This is a genomic window from Sulfitobacter sediminivivens (assembly GCF_042611115.2).
In the GTDB taxonomy this organism is placed as follows: Bacteria; Pseudomonadota; Alphaproteobacteria; order Rhodobacterales; family Rhodobacteraceae; genus Sulfitobacter; species Sulfitobacter sediminivivens.
On the sequence record NZ_JBHGAR020000008.1, the window covers coordinates 15,657 to 35,344 of the forward strand.

A 19,688-nucleotide genomic window follows, 5' to 3' on the forward strand; every position below is an offset into this window, starting at 1 on the left:
TCCTATAAGTCGACGTTTATCAAATAAATGACCTGTGTAAACTTCTGCCACAACAGCAGCAAGGGAGATGACGCATGCAGCCAAAAAATCCGGCATTCCAACCTATTCCGGGGCTAAAGACAGCGCGCTTTGCGGGGATGCCGACTTTCATGCGTCTGCCACATATCGAAATCGAAGACCCGCAGGCGAACAAGACCGACATTGCGATTGTCGGGGTTCCGTTTGACGGCGGCACCTCAAACCGACCTGGGCCACGCCACGGGCCGCGTCAGTTGCGGGACCTCTCGACCATGATCCGCACAACGCATCCGCGCAGCGGTGTGAACCCGTTTCGGTTGGTGAACTGCGCAGATCTGGGCGACGCGCCAGTCAATCCCATGGACATCATGCAAAGCCTTGATCTGATCACCGGTTTTTACAATCAACTGTCAGACAAGGGGATCACACCCCTTTCAGCCGGCGGGGACCATCTGGTGTCTTTTCCGATCCTGCGAGCGCTTGGCCGTGACAAAGCGGTTGGGATGATTCATTTCGATGCCCACACGGATATGAATGACGCCTATTTTGGCGACAGCAAATATACCCATGGCACCCCCTTCCGACGCGCAATCGAGCAAGGATTCCTTGATCCCAATCGCACAATCCAGATCGGTATCCGCGGTGTAAAATACGAAACAACGGATTTTGACTGGGCGCTGGATCAAGGGGTTCGGATCATTGAAATCGAAGAGCTGTTCGAGCGCGGTATCGCCTCTGTCATGCAGGAGGCCCACGATATTGTCGGTGACCAAGCGACCTATGTGAGCTTTGACATCGACGGGATCGACCCATCGTTTGCGCCCGGCACCGGAACCCCGGAAATTGGCGGCTTCACGACGTTTCAGGCGCAGCAGATGGTGCGCGCGCTGGCGGGTCTTAACCTGATTGGCGCGGACCTTGTCGAAGTATCCCCGCCTTTTGACCCTTCAGGCGGTACGGCATGGGTCGGTGCCTCCATCATGTTTGAACTTTTGTGCGTTCTGGCACCCGCCTGTGATGCGCGATCCAAATAACAACCAAAGTAAAGCAACCCCTAGGGAGACGAAAATGAAACATATGCAAAGACGTCAAATGACCAAAGGTCTGTTGGCCTGTGCGACCGCCTTGGTCTTGTGCGGCCCGGTCGACGCAGGGTCCGTTCTGGAGGCGGTGACGGCCAACGGTAAGATCACCGTCGCGACAGAGGTCGCCTATCCCCCGATGGAATTCCTGAAAGACGGCAAGGTCGTCGGCTATGGCAAGGATATCCTGGACCTGATCGTGGCAGATATGGGGGTTGAGCTTGAGCAGTTGCAATTGCCATGGGACGGCATTTTGGCCGGCGTTCTGGCGGGCAAATACGATCTTGTCGCCACCTCCGTGGCGATCAAGGAAGACCGCGTGGACAAATACGCCTTTACCCGCCCGCTCGCCGTGGCCGAGACCATGTTGGTCAAGCGGCATGGCGATGACGGACTGGCCGGCCTGCAGGATGTGAACGGCAAGATCATTGGCGTCGAAATCGGGTCCTCGCAAGCACAGGAAGTCGAAGCCCTCGACGCTGAGCTGAAAGCCACTGGCGGATCGGGTTTCGCCAGCATCAGCGGTTTCAAATCCACAGACGATATGCGGCTCGCACTGGCTGGCGGGCAGATCGACATCGGCACGATCCCGTCGTTCTCGCTGGCGACAATGCAGGAACAGCGCCCCGATACCTTTGCGCAACTTGCCAACATCGGCAGTGGCACCTTGTTTGCTTGGGTCGCGCACCCGAATGGGGCGGATCTGCGCGACCGTATCAATGAATCACTTGCGAAACTTGAGCAGAACGGAACGCTCAAAGAGCTGCAGATGAAGTGGTTCGGATTTGAGATGGACCTGCCCGAAGATTACCTCCCCGAGGGCGCTCTCTGAGCGTCTACTTCCGACCCGGATTGGTTTGTCCTCAAGTCCAAAGACCAGTCCGGGCGGCTTTTTTTGAAAGAGAATAACTCGCCCATGGACCTGCAGTTCATCGAAATCATACCAAAATCCGGCCCCCTGTTGTGGGGGGCGCTTTATACAATATTTGTTGGACTGATTGCGTGTTGCGTTGGGATTTTCGTGGGGACCGGCCTTTTGCTGATGCGCAACAGCCGGTTCTGGCTGTTACGCACCTTCGTTCGGATCTACGGCAGTTTTATTCGGGGCACACCGGCGCTGGTTCAGATTCTGGTGTTCTACTATGCACTGGCCCCGCTGACCGGCATCAACATCGGCCCGTTTACTGCCGGGATCATGGCCGTGGGGTTCAACAGCGGTGCCTATGTCGCGGAAATACTGCGCGGCGGGTTAAGCCGTATACCAAGTGGCCAATGGGAAGCTGCCGAGGCATTGGGTCTTCCCAAACGCAAGGTCTGGTTCAAGATCATTCTGCCGCAGGTGTTTCATTCAGTCATCCCGCTTTTGGTCAATGAATTCACCATGGTCATCAAGATCACGCCGCTTCTGTCTACCATCACGCTGGTGGAACTGACCCGCGCTTCGCAGATGCTTTATAACGAGACCTTCCGCCCTGTCGAAGTCCTGTTGCTGGCGGCCTTCATCTATTTCGTCATCTGCTTTTCGATCAGCCAATACGGAGAATATCTCCAGCGGCAATCACAGAAATATCGCCTGTAGGAGCGTCCCATGACATTCGACTATGCAGCCATCTGGGACAATCGGGATATTCTGATCAACGGTGTTTTCAACACGCTGCTCATCTCGTTCATTGCGATCCCGGTCGGGATATTCATCGGTGTCGTGATTTGTCTTATGCGCATCTCCCAACGGCGGCCGCTGCGCTGGCCTGCCATCGCCTATATCGAGCTGATGCGGAACATCCCGCTGCTGATCCTGATCTTCATGATGTTCTATGCGTTGCCGTTTTATGGCATCCGCCTGTCGGGGCTGACCACCGGCTTTGTCTGTCTGTCGATCTATGGCGGGGCTTATTTTGCCGAAGTGTTTCGCGGCGGGGTCGAAGCCGTTTCCAAGGGTCAGTTTGATGCGGCCAAAGCTCTGGGCCTGAAATACGGTTTCTACATGCGGCGGGTCATTTTCCCGCAGCTTTACACTTACGTGTTCCCGCCCGGCACCAACATTGCGCTGACGATGATCAAGGAATCCTCCCTGCTGTCGATGATCACGGTAGCAGAGCTGACCTATGCCGCCCATGACATCAACGGGCGTACGTTCACACCTGTGGAAACCTTTGCCACTATCGCCGTGATCTATTGGATCATCTGCACCGTGTTTTTGAAGCTGACCAGCATGTTGCAGTCTCATGTCGATACCGATGATCTAAGAAACTCCGTGGCCATCCGCTAGGGCACAACCCGTCAAAAGGACATCAAACCAATGGAAATCTCACAGACATCCAAATCGGATCCTGCATCCCCTGCATCAAAAGTCATGGTCGAAATTCGGAACATGAATAAGTTCTACGGCGATTTTCAGGTGCTGACGGACATCAACCTGACCGTGTGCGCTGGCGAGCGGATCGTGATCTGCGGGCCCTCGGGGTCGGGGAAATCCACCTTGATCCGCTGCATCAACCGGCTGGAAGAACACCGTGACGGTGATATCATTGTCGATGGCATCCTACTGACAGAAGACGTTAAGAATATCGACAAAATCCGTTCAGAGGTGGGCATGTGCTTTCAACAGTTCAATCTGTTCCCGCATCTGACGGTGATGGAGAACTGTGTGTTGGCCCCGATGTCGGCACGAAACACGTCGCGCAAAAAGGCCCAGGACCTCGCGCGGCATTATCTGGAAAAGGTCAAGATCCCGGATCAGGCGGATAAATACCCAAGCCAGCTTTCGGGCGGACAACAACAACGCGTCGCGATTGCGAGGGCGCTGTGCATGCAGCCTCGGATCATGCTCTTTGATGAACCAACTTCAGCGCTTGATCCCGAAATGATCAACGAGGTTCTTGAAACAATGGAGGAATTGGCAAGCGAGGGCATGACGATGATCTGCGTCACGCACGAGATGGGTTTTGCGCGCAAGGTGGCAGACCGCGTGGTCTTTATGGATCAGGGTCAAATTATCGAAAGCGCCGCCCCAGAAGCTTTCTTTGGTAGCCCTCAAAACAAAAGAACACAAAAATTTCTGCAACAAATCCTGCAGCATTGATTTCGCCGCAGTTGACAAAACCTCGCCGAACTAGACTGCGGCCTCATGCGGGAATTGCGTTTCCGGGTGCCTGCGGAGAGTCTGTGCGCAGGCATGATTTGCCTTCCGGCCGCCCCCGCCTAGTCGGGCAGTATCCGATCGTCAAAAAGCCGGCGACCTGCGAAATGGCCCATCATCGCGGCACTTGCGCGGATGCGACCGACGACGGCCGTTACAAGGGACAGGACGATCTGCACCCATGTGACGTGTACCCCCAGAATTGCAGGGTCGTAGACAAAGAAATGTGGACGGCCAAGGCGTCCATGCCAAACTGACAGGACAGCACTGTGGTTTTCAACGGATTAGTCTGCGCAATAAGGTTGCGGCATAGGGCGCAAGCGGCGCAACCGACGTGCCAGATGACAACATTGCCGAATAAAGCACAACGAGCCGTGCTGCCAGAAGGCTAACAGCGAGATTCACATCGGTATCTGCTGTCTCAATCAGGTCTCGTAGCGCATGTGCATAGAACCGTGCTGTATCTGAGGGACAAATCAATGGGACATTCTCGGGCCGACTTCCTGCGCAGAGCCGAACATCTGTACCGCAAATTGACACATCGGAATGATATTTCGACGCAGTGATGTCTGTTGCCAACAAACCATCACTCACGATGTGAAGGCCCGTCTTCGGCTTGCCCACATGGTTCTTTTTCGGCTTCTTTTTGCCAAATGCACTGTCTGCTTAAATGTTTCCTCCAGCCCGCAATTCTCCAACAATGTCGGTGGCGGCCAATTCTGAAAAGCCACATGCGCGCGCAAATTGGCCCTTGAGATGCCCAGTTCCGCTTTTTCGCGAAACTTTGATCCCGCGTTTTTTCCGCAGGTTTACAGAGGTGATGGTGGGCCGCATGTCATTGAACTTCTGGTCGCTAATTCAGGAACGCGCAAACAGCGCCCTGCCCCACAGCACCGGTCGCGCCAGAAACAACATCAGATTTCGGCGATCCGTTGCGTAAACCTCAGGCTGACCGCCAGTCAAAGAAGCCATCCCCAGCCTGCGTCAACAGTTTGCGCGCCATCTGGCGACCTGCCTCGGCCCCATCTTCAACAGGCACGGTGATATCGTCCCCTTTGGCCTCGGACCCATCCGGGCGTATCACTTCGCCGCGCAACCGCAAGGTCGTGCCATCCAACTCCGCCAGTCCCGCAATTGGCGTTTCACATGACCCATCAAGTTCCGCCAAGAACGCCCGCTCGGCCGCCAGCCGCTGACCGGTAGGGCCATCATGGATCGCGGCCAGCATATCAGCGGCGCGGTGGTCATCAGCGCGGCGTTCGATCCCGATGGCCCCTTGGGCGATCGCGGGCAGCATATCACCGACGTCGATCGCAACCTTTGGCACGTCGTCCATTTTCAACCTATTTAACCCTGCCATGGCGAGAAACGTGGCGTCGGCCACACCGTCCGCCAGTTTCTTCAACCGGGTCTGCACGTTGCCGCGAAACTCCACCACCTCAAGGTCTGGCCTGCGCAATTTTAACTGCGCCTGTCGCCGCAAACTGGACGTCCCCACGACACTTCCAGCGACAAGATCACCCAACGGTTTTCCGTTCAGGGAAATGAACGCGTCGCGGACATCTTCGCGGGGCAGATATGTGTTGAGCAACAGTCCCTCGGGTTGCAGAACCGGCATATCTTTCATCGAATGGACCGCAATATCGATTGTGCCGTCCAGCATCGCTTCTTCGATCTCGCGGGTGAACAAGCCCTTGCCGCCGATCTCTTTCAGCGGGCGATCCTGCACCCGGTCGCCGGTGACAGAAATCACCTCGATCTGAAACGCCTCATGCGGCAGATCAAAGGCTGCGGCAAGCCGCGCGCGGGTCTCATGGGCCTGCGCCAGCGCAAGCGGCGAGCCACGTGTGCCGATCTTGAAAGGTTGGGCGGGGGTGGGCAAAGAATATCGCATGCGCCATCCCTAAACCGGTATATCTGTCCCGACAACGGGAACTGGAAGAAAACAACAGGAAACGACCAGCAACAGATGCTTTCGAGAAGGATTTGCTGCCTGCACCCGCCGCCCGCGCTGGCCTGAACCACGCAACGCCATGTCAGCTTAAGGCACCGCGCTCGACACGCCCCCGAAGCGCCGTCAGACGACTTTCAATTCAGGACGCTTCTGGGCAGATGGTTCGATCTCTGACCATGTCAGGTTCCCTTCATACCGATGGGTCATCTGACCGTCCTCTCCCAGCGCAAAAAGATGCAGCCAACGGTTGTCAAACAGGGCGCGCACCCCCTCATGCCGTCCCAGAATGTCGCTCATCGCCTCGCGTGGGGCTTCGATACAAACTGAAAGGCGCAATGGTTCGTGCGCATGGCTTTGCCCATCATGCACAGACTGCCAGGGCAATCCGGCGCGCAGGACACCACCATTGCCTTCGACCACGCCGATACCCCCGGTCACATTGTGCAAAAGCTTATTGCCTGATCCGAACACCTCCGGTGCCACTGTCGACCCATAATATTGCAGGCTGATCCAGCTAGCGACAACCACAGGGGCGGTCATGATCAGTTCCAGCACCCCGAATTCCTTGTCCTGCTCCCAGTTGTAGTCATGCAAAAATGCGCGCCCCTCAAGGCTCTTGGCGGCAGTCCGGTGTCGGGGGGCCGCTACAAAAGCCTTGCAACCTGCAAGAGCCCATTCTGGCCGTGTCTCGGCCCAATCCCTGCTGCGGGTCACGATGTCGCCCTGACCTGATGCACGGGGCAATGAAAGCGCCCGTTCGCCCCGTGTGACGGCCCCTGCAGCGGCAAACCAATCCTTGGCCTGGCTCAGGTCGGCCATATGCGACACCAAAGGATGGTCTGCGTGATAAAGCGTCACCTTGTCCGTGGTGGTGTCGTGCAATGCGCCGACAAACAGCGTATCGACGGGTATCTCAATGCCCCGCTTGGCAAGGCCCTGACGCACCTCCGTCGCGTTCAAAAGGCCGGCGAGCAGCCGCGCATTCACTTCACCGGAATAGCCGCCGCAGGCCCCGCATTGCAGCCCGCTGGCAAAGGGATTGTTGACCACATTGGCCCCATGCCCCGCCAGCACGACCAAACGCGCGAAGTTCTCGGTAAACGACATTGCCCGCAAGATGGTCTCTGCGGCATTCACCTGTCCGTCAAGATCAAGGGCCGGGTCAATCCGTGGCGCTGGTCCGCCCGGTACGGCATTTGGCGCAAGGTTCAGTGCATCGCGCAGCAGCTTGCCAACATAGATCGGCCCCGTCGCTTCAACAAAGGCAAAGGACGACACGGCAGCCAGCTTGAACCGGCCCCATGCGCGGCTGGCACGGGCCCTGAAACGGGCAGTCTGATCCGCGCCCACATCGTCCCCCCGAGAGGTCGACGTCACACCGGGGTTGAGCAACACTGGCAGACGCAGTTCATCCACATCTGAGGCGAAACTCCTGTGCGCTGCTGTCAATCCAAAGAAACCCGCGAAACCAAGGGTCTGGATACCGGGGTTTACCGCCTCCAATGCCCGGCGAAACACCTCTGAACGCACGTCGATGCAGAACGCTGCCTGAAGCGCGGGGCGTGCCGTGCTGATTTGTTGCATTGGCGTGCTGAGGGTTTGCGCAAGTGCACGCTGAGCCGCCCGCTCCCAAGCCTCCTGCAGGACGACATTGGCCAGCACATCTGCGTCAGGGACCAGGGGCGCGGCATGTGCAGCCTTTACCGCATCCCATTTGGCCGCAATCTGATCCTCGTATTGGACATAAAGCGCCTCTTCCCACAACAACCTGATGGTCAGGATATCGGTCAGGGTATGATCCTGCCCGCCTGCAAGTTCTGCCTGCCACAGGTGATGCCGGCCGACCTGCGCCCAGCCGCCAAGGCCAAAGAGCAGCTGATGCAGATAGGTTTCCAGCGCCCCTGCGCTCAGTCCAAGCCGCTTGATCGCCCGCGCCGTCGCCGCCTCTGCGGTATCGGGCGTATCGCTGGCAAATTGCGCAAAGCCTTTCAGCCCCACGATCTCAGGCGTCAGGTCATGGGTCGCGTTTTGCCGCCAGGCATCATAGGCCCCGCGCCTGCGCGGTGCCGCCCAAAGCGCCTGCCCCTGATCAAAATACCCTGCCGCCCATGCGCCAAACCGATTTGAAACAATGCCGGGCCAATCAACCCCAGACACCTCAGCCGCAAGATCCGCCACCGTTGGTTGCGGCATGGGCGGGGTCGCGGCAGTGCCAGCAAGACGCTTATGGTCTGTGAGACTGGGCATGTCTGCGCCACCGTATGCGACGAGCGCGTCACTCAGATCGGCATCTGTAATCGTGCCATCCGCGATGCGGGTCTGATACCAGTCCCGCGGCATGGTGACAGGCACCCCACCTACACGGCCCAGCCGCGCACCAACCTGCGCCAGCGTTTCACCGGACTGACCCAGAAATGGGTTCACGGCAACAAAAGAAGCCAGCGGCCAAAGTGGCGGTATGGCCCGTGCCGCGGCATAACCCGCCGACGTGATCTTGGCGGGCGGAATGTCTGAATGCATGTTCATCGCTGTGTGTCCTTTCACGAAGATCAAAAGGTGCGCGTGGTTGACCAACCACCCAGCAGTTTGTCAAAAACGGCATTGGCATAAAGACCATTGGCCAGATGTACGCGCAGCCCTGCGGCGGCGGGATGATAAGCCCAGAGCGGGAAAAGCGCCTGCGCAATGGCCACCAGTCCAAAGCTGAGCAGCGCCAGCACAATCAGCGCCCATTCCAGCGGGCCGGGCAGCGGGGTCTGTGGCAAGGTGCCCAGCATCAGCCACTCTGCCCCGGTCTGAAGCGCAAAGTAGCCGATTACAGCAGCAATCGAATAGGCAGCCGTGCGCTGCGTCAGCGCCCAGGGCGCAGCATCGGCCAGACCCTGCGCCACAAGATAAGCCACACCAAAGATCAGGATCGCACCAAGGGCGATGGCCTGGGGTGATTTTCCGGCGACCCCAAAGACGAAAGCAACGATGGCATATATCGCAAGGGCAATTAAAAAGGCCCGGCCGACTGCGGCCCCACTCGGGATCGCCACTGGCCCCGGACGCCGGATCGCCATGACATTCTCAACCGCTGCGCCTGAGGCCAGGAATGCATGCGCCTTATACAGCGAATGTGCCACGATATGCAGCAACGCCAGCGGGAAAAGCGCCAGCCCGCACTGAAATATCATGAACCCCATCTGCGCAACTGTGGACCACGCCAGTGATGTTTTGACTGCGGATTGCGTCAACATGACCAGCCCACCAAAAAGCGCCGTAAACCCACCAACCATCACAAGTATTGCCAGCACTCCGGGCGCTAAAAGCATCAGATCGGCGCAACGGATCAATAGGAAGCCACCCGCGTTGATGACCCCCGCATGCAGCAGCGCAGAAACAGGTGTCGGCGTTTCCATCACTTCGGTCAGCCAGCCATGCAGCGGGAATTGCGCGGATTTGACGATCCCAGCAAAGGCAAGCGCTGCAGCGATCCAAATGCTGCCCTCGCGTGGTCCCTCGACCTGGGCCGTCGCCATGATCGCCGCAATGTCTCCTGTCTCATAGGTGCCATAGATCAAGATCACTGCAAGCAACAGCGCCGCATCCCCCAACCGCGCTGACACCCATTTCTTGCGCGCTGCGCGTTGCGCCGCGATCCGGTCAGGATAGTGAAGCAGAAGCTTGTGCAAAGACAGACTGGTCGCGACCCAGGCCAATAGCAACTGTAGGATATTTCCGGAAATCACCAGCAGCATCACAGCCGCCAGCGTCGCACAAAGCCATCCTGTAAACGCCCCCTGCCGTGCCTCACCATCCATGTAGGTCGCCGCATAGCGCACAACGATCCAGCCCACAAAAGTCACCAGCAGCAACATCACGACGCTGACCGCATCAAGGCGCATGGCAAGACCCAATCCGGCAACCCCGATCAGCGGGCTGGTCGCTGCCCCTCCAAGAACGAGGGTTAGGCCCGACAGAACAGAAACCGCAAATGCGGCCAGCGCCGCCATTTCGACGTGGCGCAGCATCCGGGCCGGGCGAAACTGCGGGCTGCGAAAAGCAATTACTGCAGCGACGATCAGTGCGGTTGGCGCGAAGAGCGGAAGTGTGGCGATGAACAAGGCAATGTCTCCTATCGGCCGGAATTTGGCGCACCGGACAGATAGCAGCCTCCAAATATTAATAAAAATTCATTGTTTATTCAAAACCGTTCTGTTTTATAAATGTATATGGTCGAATTCAATTATCATCATCTGCGGTATTTCTGGGCCGTTGCCCACGATGGTAACCTGACCCGCACAGCAGAGCGGCTTAACCTGTCGCAATCCGCTGTTTCTGTTCAGATCAAACAGCTTGAGGCCCATCTGGGTCACACTCTGTTTGAACGGCGCGGCCGGCAGCTTGTGTTGACCGAGGCCGGGCGCATTGCGCTTGATCATGCCGATACGATCTTTTCGGCTGGGCGCGAACTGGTCGGGACATTGCAGGAAAAGGGTCGCATCCGCCAAGCCATCCGGGTCGGCGCGCTTGCAACGCTGTCGCGCAATTTCCAGATGGAATTTTTGCGTCCGATATTAAACCGACCTGATGTGGAAATCATCTTGCGGTCCGGGACCAACACGGCCCTGTTGCAAGCGTTGGAAACACTCAACCTCGATGTCGTCCTCAGCAATCGCCCGCCGTTTCAGGATGCGGTGTCGCCCTTTGTGTCGCACCGTCTGACCGAGCAACCTGTCAGCCTTGTCGGCACGGCGGGTCGCCTCAAGGGCAAGCTTGATCTGATCGACCTTCTGACCACCCAGCCCATTATACTGCCGACCGTCGACACAGGTATTCGGATGGGATTTGACGCCTGGGTCGAACGACTTGGCATCCGACCGTTGATCGCGGCAGAGGTCGACGACATGGCGATGATGCGCTTGCTTGCACGCGAAGGCGTGGGCCTGGCCGTTCTGCCGCCGATTGTTGTGCAGGACGAGTTGAACTCCGGAAGGCTGATCGAAGTCGATCGCCTGCCCGGTATCGGAGAAACCTTTTTCGCGGTGACAATTACACGCCGGTTTCCAAACCCGGTGCTGGCGGACTTGCTTGCGGACCGCGACATCTAGGCCGCCTGCACCCCGCCAAACGGGGTCCTAGGCACCGTTAAGATATTGTTGCTGACCCACCTGCGCCTCATTGCTCACCCCATCGGACATATGAACACCAATTTGGCAAAGAGGGGTTGCGTTTAACCGCGACGAAACTCTTACCGTCCCATCAACTCGGGCAGCCAGGTACCAAGCGCAGGCAGCCATACGATCAGGCCCAATACAAAAAGCTTGATCAGCACGAATGGCGTCACCGCAAAATAGATATCGCGCATGCGGATTTCTGGTGGGGCAACGCCGCGCATCACAAAAAGCAGCAGGCCAAAGGGAGGTGTCAGCAACCCGATCTCCATTGTGAGAAGATAGACCACGCCGAGCACCAGTTCGTTAATCCCCATCGCTTGCGCCAACGGCACGAACACGGGCACGGTAACCATCAGCATCGACACTTGATCAATGAAACAACCCAGAAAAAGCAAAATGCCGATCATGCCCAACAGCACCATCAACGGGGTCGGGTCAAAGCTGTTGATCGCACTGATCAACCCACTGGTGGCCCCTGAAAATGACAGCACCTGCGCAAAGGTCTGACTTGCCGCGATGATGAACAGGATCATCACCGAAAGTTTGAGCGTTTCCATCAACGCTCGGCCCAACTTGGCCCAACTCAGTGACCGATAGGCCGCACCGATCGCAAGCGCGGTAAGACTGCCGAGTGCGGCGCTTTCAGTCGGCGTGGCGATCCCCATCAGCAACGATCCGATCACGACGAAAAAGAGTATCGTGAGGGGAAGAACATAGATCGCAAAAGGGGTCCATCTTTCCTTCATGCTCATCTGTTCAAGCGTGTCGGGCGGTGCCACAGAGGGGTCCAGAATGCTGCGCCCGACAACATATACGACAAACAAAACCGCCAGTAGCAAGGCGGGGATAACGCCAGCAATCAAAAGCCCCGCAATGGAAATCCCTGCCAACGACCCCACAAGAACGGCCAGCGCTGAAGGCGGGATCAGCATCGCAATCGCGCCCGATGCCATGATTGGCCCCATCGCCATGGAGGGATGATAGCCCCGTTTCAACATGCCCGGCAGCAGCGTGCTGCCCAGCATCGCGGTATTGGCAATCGTCGACCCAGAAAGAGCCGCAAAGATGGTGCCGCCAAAGATCGTGACCACGGACATGCGCCCCGGAATGCGCGTCACGACCCGTTCAATTGCGTCAATGGCGCGGTGTGCAACGCCGGTCTGAAACAGGATTTCGCCCATCAGGATGAACAGCGGGATTGGTGCCAGTTGGAAATTGGCCACTGATTGCGCAGAATTACGTGCCAGCTGCAGGACGCCACGCTCACCGCCGAGCACGTGATACGCGCCGACGGTTGTCACCGCGATAAATGCGAAAGCCACCGGCATACCCATCAGCAGAAGCACTGCCAAACCACCCAGCATCAACGTCAGAAAGAGACCCCAATCCATCCTGCTAAAGACCGCTCAGCGCGTGATCGGGCGGGTCTGGGCGCAGCACTTTGCGCACAAAAACGATAACACAAAGCGTCAGTGATAGAGGCACGAAAGCCAGCATCCACCACTCAGGGATCACAAAGGAAGTGCGGATCATCGACCCGCGTGCAGCGGAAGCAAGGACCGCCTGCAATCCGTACCACGCAAGAATTGCCGCAGTGATTGCGCCGATAAGATTGGTCACACGGCCAAGGGTGGCTTCGCTGCGCTGGGACAGAGAAGCGGAGAGCAGGTCAACCTTGACGTGCCCATTCCGCAAGAGAACCCAGGGCGCGCCCATGAAGGTGGCACTCATCAGCGCATATTGGATCGCATCAAGCGCACCGTAGATCACCGGCAAGCCAAAATTGCGCAATGCCACATTGATCGCGATCACAACTGCAATTGCTCCCAGAATGCCCGCGGACATCGCCGCTAGCATCCAAAGTAACCGATCAAAAACCTGTCCGATCATGCCCGGTTACTTGGTCAGACAGGCCCGAAGCTCTTGCGCCAGCGGCGCATCAACAGCCTCAACAGCCGCCCAGCCAGCATCACGCGCAGTGGTCAGCCACTTTTCCGCGTCCGCACCGTCGAGCGTTATTGTCTCAATGCCCGCATCAGCTTGTTTTGCATATTCGGCAATGTTGATTTCGGCGTTGTTCGCGTTCAGCGTCTCCATCCACGCAGCGCCTTCCTCAAGTTTGGCACGCTGTGCATCGGTCAGGCCGTTCCAGACGTCGAGGTTGACCAGCAGATTAACATCCACGTTGTAAAAGCTCGGATCCACGCGGTATTTCGTCTGTTCGTCCCAGCCCAGATCAAGCACCCCCTGCGAAGGCCAGCCGTACCCGTCAATCGCCCCACGTTCCAGCGCGCTGTAAACTTCGCCGGGCGCTGTGCGTACAAGGTTGGCCCCGAGCGCGGAAAACATCGCCTGATAAACGGGCGTTGTACGTATCGTCAGACCGGTCAGGTCCGGTCCACTGATCGGTTTGGTCAGATACAGATGAAAGCCCATACCGTCGCCCGCATGCGCAAGGTATTTCACGTTCATCTGTTCTTGGTGCACGCGGTCGATGACGTCATAGCAGCCATTTGCGCGCTGTTCCTGAATGGTGTTTTCGGCAAGATGTATCGCGTCGCCTGTCGGTACAAGGTTGGGATAAAAAGCCGAGGTGTTATTGGCGATGTCCACGACACCCGACTGGACGGCATTGCCCAACTCAAACGGTGGCACCGCTTCTGGCCCACCGACAAGTTGGATCTGCACGACACCTTTGCCGTTTTCATTGATCCATTCCACAAATGCATTGAATTCGCGGCTGAAGGTGGTCCCGAGGTTAAAGGCGGACACGCCGCGCAGCGTAACTTCCTGTGCCAAAGCTGCGGAATTGACTGTGGCGGTCGCCAGTATGGCGGCGCTGAGCAAGGTCTTGATTTTCATGATGGCCCTCCCGGTAAGTGCGAAGTCCGGGGGGTGATGTTCCGGCTGCGCTTTATATGTATTTGCATATGTACCGTAGCGGTGCCCTGTAGACTAGTCAATTTGCCATACAGTTCTTTGCGCAGATGGAGCACCTGTCAGGTGCCTGAATACCCCTTTTCCGGCCATTGCGTTCTTCCAAGAAAAAGCGTCACGCTGTTTTGCAATCAATGACCCGACAGGCCGTGCTATGTTCGGTCGCCAATCATGTGTCCCTCTTCCAGGGCGAAATCAGGTGTGACATTCTATGCAAAAGGCAATTTTCGTGACGTTTGGGGGCGTGATTGTTTTGGGAACAGCCTTCTTGTACCTGGGGGGCATCGACGTGCCCGACCCCGAAGAAATGGCCGCTCAGCTTCACTCTTTGGGTTTCTGGGCCCCTGTTGCAGTGATCGGTTTGATGATCGTGCATAGTTTTATTCCCTTCCCAGCAGAGCTGTTGGCCCTGTGCGCCGGTGCCGTTTTCGGAACAGTGCTGGGCAGTGCCCTCATTTGGGTTGGCGCGATGTTTGGCGCGCTTGCAGCATTTTTTCTATCCCGATGGTTGGGTCAGGCGGCTATCCGAAACTGGTTATCTGAGAAGCAAGCTGAGGCTTTGGACAGCTGGTCCGACGATCGCGGCGCACTTGCACTGCTCATTTGCCGATTTATTCCGATCATCGCCTTCAACCTCATCAATTATGCGGCCGGTTTAACTCGGGTGCGTATCTGGACATTTGTCTGGACGACAGGATTGGGCATCCTTCCATTGACCATACTTTCGGCCTATCTGGGCTCGCAGATGAAAACACTGAGCTGGCACGCGATCGCACTCCTCGCGGCTGCCTGTATTATCGGTGCTGTTATATTGTCGAAACTATTGAAAAAACACCGCTAGATTATACGGCTTTCAATTTTCAGGCCGTTTCTTGACCTTGATCTTTCTCGTCGTCTCAGATTGCAATGCCTGCACCAAAGTTAGATTTGGCTGCATGTTCAAGGGCGAGGCGGACGAGCCTCAACGCTGAAACATGCGTGTCCCGAAAGGTTAGAGGCCCGCCGGTGCCTCCAACACCGACAGGCCAAGCGTGGGCTAGAAACATTGCCCCGCTTATTCAGGCACCGCGATAGCGGCCATACTGTGAAAATAGGGGAACTGACAAAACATCACCGAACAAACTGGAACGCGATCAGCGAAGCGCAAATGACAATAAAAGCTGCGGTGAACAAAGCATGCTTTCGGTCCAGCCGGTCAGCAAGCAATTTCTCGGACGGCTCTTTCAGAGGATGAGCATCAGACGGGTGCTTGTGATGTGCCGCGCCCGATGTCTGTGCCTTGGTCATACAGTCTTCCAATTGCTAGACCCAGATACCGTTGTCTGGGTTTAAAAAAGGCCGTGCAGGAGGGTCCCGCACGACCGGCACTCGTTAAAAACACTTTTGAGCTACCTGATGTGATCGAGTCAGGACGCAGCCTAAAATCAGTCTGGCTAAAATGTTGTTACTCTTTCTATCGTAACGGGAGTCGGTTCTGGAACTGATTGATTTTAATTTTTTTGAAAACGAAAATTCACCAATACAGGATGATTGGTTTACCCTCTTAGCGGGAAACTATTGTATGAATTGTTATTCATTGTCCAAGGGCACTCCGCAGTGTCTGCAAAATGGACGATTTTAATGTATTGTGGTTAGGAAAAAACGTCCTAGCTGCGGCCACACAGAATCAAGGAGAGGCATTTTAAGCCCGCTTTGACGCTGCCGCGCGGATGTAAAAAACATGGCAATTGCGCAGGTTCTAAAGAACTATGCAAAGCAACCAGAATCGCCGCATGTCACGGAATGCCCGCATGACACGCCGTTTCCTATGACCTTCGCGCAAGATCTTTCAGATCATCTACATGCCTCGACAGCCCATGAGCCAACGGAAACAGGCAGGCCTGAACAGAATGGTATATATCCGGTTTCCCCTTGAAGATCGTGCTGGTGACCTGACCAGCGTCATCAATTTCCGGAAACCAGCCACCGTGTTCATAATCAATGAAATGCGTGCTGGCAAAGGTCCAGAGCCGTCGATACCACTGTTCATCATTCGTCAGTCGCTCCAGCTTGATCAGAGCGGCGACCGCGCCAATTGCTTCGGTCACGGGCCACCAAAACCGAGAGGCAATTGCGATGTTCCCCTCAAAATCCAGCGTATAGGCAAAGCCACCATCCATGCGCCACGCATCATTCAGGGCTTGTTCAATCAGATGCCGCGCCCGCACAGGTGCTTCTTGCCCTGAACGACCTGACAGATCCCAATGCTGAAGCAACAATCGGCCAAGTTCGAACGAATGACCCGGCGTCGTCCCGGCAGGACGAAACATGGGGTTGCCAGCGTATGCCCGGTCAATCTCCCAGTTCTGAGTATAATGTTCGGGCAGACGCCACCCTTCGACAGGTGCAATGCGGGCGGTGAAAAAGTCGAGGATACGGCCTGCGCGGTTCAAAAATACCTCTTGTCCGGTCGCCTCATACGCGGTCAGAAGCGCCTCAACTGCGTGCATGTTCGCGTTCATGCCCCGGTACGTGGAAAACGGCGTCCAGTCCCTGTTCCATTCATCCTTGAAAAGGCCGACGTCATCCTGCCAAAAGTGTTTGTCTAGAACGCCGCTCACATCTACGATCAACGCATCGGCATCCGGGTGCCCGGCCATTTTTGCACTTGCTGCGGCCAACAAGACAAAGACATGCCCATACGCCAGCTTGCGGTCATCAACGATCGCATTCCCATTCAGCGCCCAGAGATAGCCACCGTGGACTGCGTCGAGGTGATGACTTGCGAGATAGGCCATGCCGTGATCAACAATTCTGTCCGCGGCTGGATGTCCCCAACTGCTGCCAAGCGCAAAGGAATGCACGAGACGGGTGGTGGTGTGCGTTTCTTGTGTGTCATCCGGCAGCGGATTGCCCGCCGGGTCGAGATTAAAAAATCCCGGGCCATCCCGCTCGCTGGCCGCGAAAAATGTCAACTGGCGGATGGCCTCGGCTTTGAGCCAGTTCTGATGCTCAATGTCGTCAAGCCAGAAACCCGGCACCTTAGATGGCCCCGGCGGGTGTTGATGTTTCATCCAAAAACCTTTCCGATGACGATCAGCGGAGCAAGATTCCCCGCGGCCCGACCCTGCATGAGCACCCGTACCGAATGCAAGATTGCGTTCGAATCCATTCAGTGCGGAAGATAGATATCTTCAACGGTTCCTGCTTGCACGAAATCTTTAACTGCAAGCGATTTCGTGCGGCACCCAAAAACACCCCCGATCCAAGTCAGGGCTGCGGGATATCGGTCCGAGCCAGAAACCAATCTGAAAACTCTCGTGCAGTTTTCGTCCGTAATGCGCCAGGCTTTAGGTTTGTGTTGCGCTGCTTTGTGCGGCCACGGCAACGGTCAGGAACGTAAGGGGCCAGAAAAGACAAGCAAGAACGCTCAGCGTTGTCAGCATGATCCCGCGTTTGCCGGTTTGCTGCTGTTCGTCATACGTCATCAAAAGCGCAAAAAGTGCGATCAAAAGATATGCGGCGGTGAGGAATCCAAGTATAAACATTATGTGCGATCCTCCATCAAAAGTGTATTTATGACGTTATTGTTTCTCACGCCCTTACAATAGCGCAGGTAAAGGCAACGTCGAGCCTGTAAGGCTGTTGTGGCAATAACATGGCGAAATTATGCCAATATCGCGCAAATGGCCTGTTATTACCCAATGTTTGGGGGTCGGATCGGGCCAATCAGGTCCCTCGGATGGAGAGCCCTGATCGACGTCCTAGACCTAAGTGACGGAAACGGCCAGATTGCAATGAAACCGCTTTGAAGCGCTGGGTTATCGATCGGCGGCGCGCCAATCTGGCACCTGCCGCCCTTTAGTCCAAGATGAAGGTCTGTATCTTGCCGACGCCCTTGATCTGGCTGCTTCTGGAACGCATGTCCAGTGGTGGTGTCGCAAGTGCATCCAGCGTGGCCTGCGAGATTTGGATGCGGCCTGAAACACCAGAACTTTCAAGGCGACTGGCAAGGTTCACAGCTTCGCCCCAAACGTCATAGACAAACCGCTTTTGCCCGATGAGACCGCCGATAACAGGGCCTGAATTCAGGCCAACCCGCAGTTTGAGCGGTGCCTCTGTCCCAAAACCGTCCGCCATTACCTTGATCAGTCCACGGGCAAATTCTAGGGCACGGTCCGCGTGGTCATCCTGCGGATGCGGCACCCCGGCGACCGCCATGTAAGCATCCCCGACAGTCTTGATCTTTTCGATACCATGCTGATCGGCCAGTACATCAAAAGCGGAAAACAGATCGTGCAATAGGCTGATGAGTTCCGACGGATTTGTGCGTGCAACCATCGGGGTAAAGTCGACAATATCTGCGAAAATGATCGTTGCATTGTCAAACCGGTCAGCGATAACCTTTTCCCCCGCTGCCAGTCGTTTGATCACCATTTCAGGCAGCATCGACAGCAAGAGACCGTCGGCACGAGATTTTTCCAGCTCGATCTGTGCCAGAAATGCCCGTTCGCGCGCACGCCAGCGCACCTGCTCCAGACAGCTTTCGACGCGGGCAAACAACAGCACTGAATCAACTGGTTTCTGAAGATAGTCATCTGCGCCAGCCATGATGCATTTCACAACAACATGGATGTCCTTGAGGCCAGTGACCATGACCACTGCCATGTTGCGCCAACGCGGGTTGCTCTTGAGGTGACCCAAAAGGTCGATGCCATTCATATCAGGCATCAGAATATCGACCAGAGCCAGCTCAAAATCGGTCGTTTCCAGCAATTCAAGCGCTGCACTGGCAGAAGCCACCGTCGTGACGTTGTGACCTCGATTTATCAGGTTTCGCCGCAACAATTCACGGTTCGCCTCAATATCGTCGATCACCAAGATACGGCCTGAGGTATTCTCGGATGGAACGGAAGCCACCGCAAGCGACTGCGCCAGCGCCTTGGCAATGTCGGCATCAACCTTCTCGACGTCCATCGTATCAATATCGCTGCCAGAAAACCCAACAAGGCCATCCACCTGTTCCAGCAACCGTCCGCATTCTTTCAAGACTGTACGAATGTCATTCTCGATCGCTGATCCCAGCGATCCAGCCGTTTCTTCGAGGATCAATTCAGAATAGCCCATTATAGCATTCACAGGCGTGCGAAGGTCATGACGTAAAGTCGCGTCGTCTAGCTGCGACAAGGTTGTGAACCCGTCAGACGACAATAGTTTTGCAATCATTTTCTCAAGTGTTTGCGCCGCCTCAAGGATTATCAAAGCGTCGTCGATGCTGTCTGTCAGGCCCTCGCGCTTGAGACTTGCGACGATAAGCGTCTGGAAGCCGAGGATGGTTTCAGCAGGTCCGGATAGCCGCTGCGCAATTCTGGTCGAAAGCGCCTGACGGTTAATTCTATCGGCCTCTTCCATGTCAA

At 56.3% G+C, this 19,688-nt stretch carries 18 protein-coding genes; 7 read left to right on the top strand and 11 right to left on the bottom strand.

Annotated features, from left to right (window positions below; all coding sequences use genetic code 11):
• The first annotated feature begins 74 nt into the window (after window positions 1–74).
• The 5 genes from speB (at window position 75) to ACEWL3_RS10080 (ending at window position 4,182) form a co-directional block, all read left to right on the top strand.
• Window positions 75–1,052: an agmatinase gene (gene speB / locus ACEWL3_RS10060; protein WP_386183451.1), complete on the top strand. Its 978-nt coding sequence runs from the start codon at window positions 75–77 to the stop codon at window positions 1,050–1,052.
• Window positions 1,053–1,086: 34 nt separating this feature from the next.
• Window positions 1,087–1,932: a transporter substrate-binding domain-containing protein gene (locus tag ACEWL3_RS10065; protein ID WP_386183448.1), complete on the top strand. Its 846-nt coding sequence runs from the start codon at window positions 1,087–1,089 to the stop codon at window positions 1,930–1,932.
• 84 nt (window positions 1,933–2,016) lie between these two features.
• Window positions 2,017–2,679, top strand: a complete 663-nt coding sequence (locus tag ACEWL3_RS10070) for an amino acid ABC transporter permease (protein ID WP_386183446.1) — start codon at window positions 2,017–2,019, stop codon at window positions 2,677–2,679.
• Window positions 2,680–2,688: 9 nt separating this feature from the next.
• The gene (locus tag ACEWL3_RS10075; protein ID WP_386183444.1) at window positions 2,689–3,369 is read left to right on the top strand and encodes an amino acid ABC transporter permease; all 681 of its coding nucleotides are present in this window, start codon (window positions 2,689–2,691) and stop codon (window positions 3,367–3,369) included.
• A gap of 30 nt (window positions 3,370–3,399) precedes the next feature.
• Window positions 3,400–4,182, top strand: a complete 783-nt coding sequence (locus ACEWL3_RS10080) for an amino acid ABC transporter ATP-binding protein (RefSeq protein ID WP_386183442.1) — start codon at window positions 3,400–3,402, stop codon at window positions 4,180–4,182.
• 333 nt (window positions 4,183–4,515) lie between these two features.
• Here the strand turns inward: ACEWL3_RS10080 and ACEWL3_RS10085 are convergent, their stop codons facing one another.
• The 4 genes from ACEWL3_RS10085 to ACEWL3_RS10100 all read right to left on the bottom strand — a co-directional run bounded on the left by ACEWL3_RS10085 (window position 4,516) and on the right by ACEWL3_RS10100 (window position 10,302).
• Window positions 4,516–4,863 carry a hypothetical protein gene (locus tag ACEWL3_RS10085; RefSeq protein WP_435000810.1) on the bottom strand — a complete coding sequence of 116 codons (348 nt, stop codon included), beginning with the start codon at window positions 4,861–4,863 and terminating at the stop codon, window positions 4,516–4,518.
• Between the two features lie 319 nt (window positions 4,864–5,182).
• Window positions 5,183–6,133 carry a hydroxymethylbilane synthase gene (gene hemC / locus ACEWL3_RS10090; protein ID WP_386183438.1) on the bottom strand — a complete coding sequence of 317 codons (951 nt, stop codon included), beginning with the start codon at window positions 6,131–6,133 and terminating at the stop codon, window positions 5,183–5,185.
• Between the two features lie 183 nt (window positions 6,134–6,316).
• Window positions 6,317–8,719, bottom strand: coding sequence for a YbcC family protein (locus tag ACEWL3_RS10095; protein ID WP_386183436.1), 2,403 nt, complete (start codon window positions 8,717–8,719; stop codon window positions 6,317–6,319).
• Between the two features lie 23 nt (window positions 8,720–8,742).
• Window positions 8,743–10,302 (bottom strand): proton-conducting transporter transmembrane domain-containing protein, encoded by a 1,560-nt coding sequence (locus tag ACEWL3_RS10100; RefSeq protein ID WP_386183434.1) that lies wholly within the window; start codon window positions 10,300–10,302, stop codon window positions 8,743–8,745.
• A gap of 108 nt (window positions 10,303–10,410) precedes the next feature.
• On the opposite strand from ACEWL3_RS10100, the gene ACEWL3_RS10105 reads away from it, so the two are divergent.
• Complete coding sequence (locus tag ACEWL3_RS10105) at window positions 10,411–11,289, top strand: LysR family transcriptional regulator (protein ID WP_386183491.1); 879 nt, start codon at window positions 10,411–10,413, stop codon at window positions 11,287–11,289.
• 140 nt (window positions 11,290–11,429) lie between these two features.
• On the opposite strand, the gene ACEWL3_RS10110 is transcribed toward ACEWL3_RS10105, so the two are convergent.
• The 3 genes from ACEWL3_RS10110 to dctP are packed head-to-tail and all read right to left on the bottom strand — an operon-like array spanning window position 11,430 to window position 14,217.
• Complete coding sequence (locus ACEWL3_RS10110) at window positions 11,430–12,746, bottom strand: TRAP transporter large permease (RefSeq protein ID WP_386183432.1); 1,317 nt, start codon at window positions 12,744–12,746, stop codon at window positions 11,430–11,432.
• Between the two features lie 4 nt (window positions 12,747–12,750).
• On the bottom strand, window positions 12,751–13,245 hold the full coding sequence (locus tag ACEWL3_RS10115; protein ID WP_386183430.1) for a TRAP transporter small permease: 495 nt from the start codon (window positions 13,243–13,245) through the stop codon (window positions 12,751–12,753).
• 6 nt (window positions 13,246–13,251) lie between these two features.
• The gene (dctP, locus tag ACEWL3_RS10120; RefSeq protein WP_386183428.1) at window positions 13,252–14,217 is read right to left on the bottom strand and encodes a TRAP transporter substrate-binding protein DctP; all 966 of its coding nucleotides are present in this window, start codon (window positions 14,215–14,217) and stop codon (window positions 13,252–13,254) included.
• A 439-nt stretch (window positions 14,218–14,656) separates the two neighbouring features.
• Between dctP and ACEWL3_RS10125 the strand changes: the two genes are divergently transcribed.
• Window positions 14,657–15,133 (top strand): TVP38/TMEM64 family protein, encoded by a 477-nt coding sequence (locus ACEWL3_RS10125; RefSeq protein WP_386183426.1) that lies wholly within the window; start codon window positions 14,657–14,659, stop codon window positions 15,131–15,133.
• A gap of 269 nt (window positions 15,134–15,402) precedes the next feature.
• On the opposite strand, the gene ACEWL3_RS10130 is transcribed toward ACEWL3_RS10125, so the two are convergent.
• The 4 genes from ACEWL3_RS10130 to ACEWL3_RS10145 form a co-directional block, all read right to left on the bottom strand.
• The gene (locus ACEWL3_RS10130; protein WP_386183424.1) at window positions 15,403–15,579 is read right to left on the bottom strand and encodes a hypothetical protein; all 177 of its coding nucleotides are present in this window, start codon (window positions 15,577–15,579) and stop codon (window positions 15,403–15,405) included.
• A gap of 518 nt (window positions 15,580–16,097) precedes the next feature.
• Complete coding sequence (locus ACEWL3_RS10135) at window positions 16,098–17,345, bottom strand: AGE family epimerase/isomerase (protein WP_386183422.1); 1,248 nt, start codon at window positions 17,343–17,345, stop codon at window positions 16,098–16,100.
• 276 nt (window positions 17,346–17,621) lie between these two features.
• On the bottom strand, window positions 17,622–17,819 hold the full coding sequence (locus ACEWL3_RS10140; RefSeq protein ID WP_386183420.1) for a hypothetical protein: 198 nt from the start codon (window positions 17,817–17,819) through the stop codon (window positions 17,622–17,624).
• Between the two features lie 313 nt (window positions 17,820–18,132).
• A complete protein-coding gene (locus tag ACEWL3_RS10145) occupies window positions 18,133–19,683 on the bottom strand; it encodes an adenylate/guanylate cyclase domain-containing protein (RefSeq protein WP_386183418.1) in 1,551 nt (516 codons plus the stop codon).
• Window positions 19,684–19,688 lie beyond the last annotated feature (5 nt).

Coding starts and splice junctions, on each gene's coding strand:
- speB (WP_386183451.1), top strand. CDS start 75: ATGCAGCCAAAAAATCCGGCATTCCAACCTATTCCGGGGCTAAAGACA.
- ACEWL3_RS10065 (WP_386183448.1), top strand. CDS start 1,087: ATGAAACATATGCAAAGACGTCAAATGACCAAAGGTCTGTTGGCCTGT.
- ACEWL3_RS10070 (WP_386183446.1), top strand. CDS start 2,017: ATGGACCTGCAGTTCATCGAAATCATACCAAAATCCGGCCCCCTGTTG.
- ACEWL3_RS10075 (WP_386183444.1), top strand. CDS start 2,689: ATGACATTCGACTATGCAGCCATCTGGGACAATCGGGATATTCTGATC.
- ACEWL3_RS10080 (WP_386183442.1), top strand. CDS start 3,400: ATGGAAATCTCACAGACATCCAAATCGGATCCTGCATCCCCTGCATCA.
- hemC (WP_386183438.1), bottom strand. CDS start 6,133: ATGCGATATTCTTTGCCCACCCCCGCCCAACCTTTCAAGATCGGCACA.
- ACEWL3_RS10095 (WP_386183436.1), bottom strand. CDS start 8,719: ATGAACATGCATTCAGACATTCCGCCCGCCAAGATCACGTCGGCGGGT.
- ACEWL3_RS10105 (WP_386183491.1), top strand. CDS start 10,411: ATGGTCGAATTCAATTATCATCATCTGCGGTATTTCTGGGCCGTTGCC.
- ACEWL3_RS10110 (WP_386183432.1), bottom strand. CDS start 12,746: ATGGATTGGGGTCTCTTTCTGACGTTGATGCTGGGTGGTTTGGCAGTG.
- ACEWL3_RS10115 (WP_386183430.1), bottom strand. CDS start 13,245: ATGATCGGACAGGTTTTTGATCGGTTACTTTGGATGCTAGCGGCGATG.
- dctP (WP_386183428.1), bottom strand. CDS start 14,217: ATGAAAATCAAGACCTTGCTCAGCGCCGCCATACTGGCGACCGCCACA.
- ACEWL3_RS10125 (WP_386183426.1), top strand. CDS start 14,657: ATGATCGTGCATAGTTTTATTCCCTTCCCAGCAGAGCTGTTGGCCCTG.
- ACEWL3_RS10130 (WP_386183424.1), bottom strand. CDS start 15,579: ATGACCAAGGCACAGACATCGGGCGCGGCACATCACAAGCACCCGTCT.
- ACEWL3_RS10135 (WP_386183422.1), bottom strand. CDS start 17,345: ATGAAACATCAACACCCGCCGGGGCCATCTAAGGTGCCGGGTTTCTGG.
- ACEWL3_RS10140 (WP_386183420.1), bottom strand. CDS start 17,819: ATGTTTATACTTGGATTCCTCACCGCCGCATATCTTTTGATCGCACTT.
- ACEWL3_RS10145 (WP_386183418.1), bottom strand. CDS start 19,683: ATGGAAGAGGCCGATAGAATTAACCGTCAGGCGCTTTCGACCAGAATT.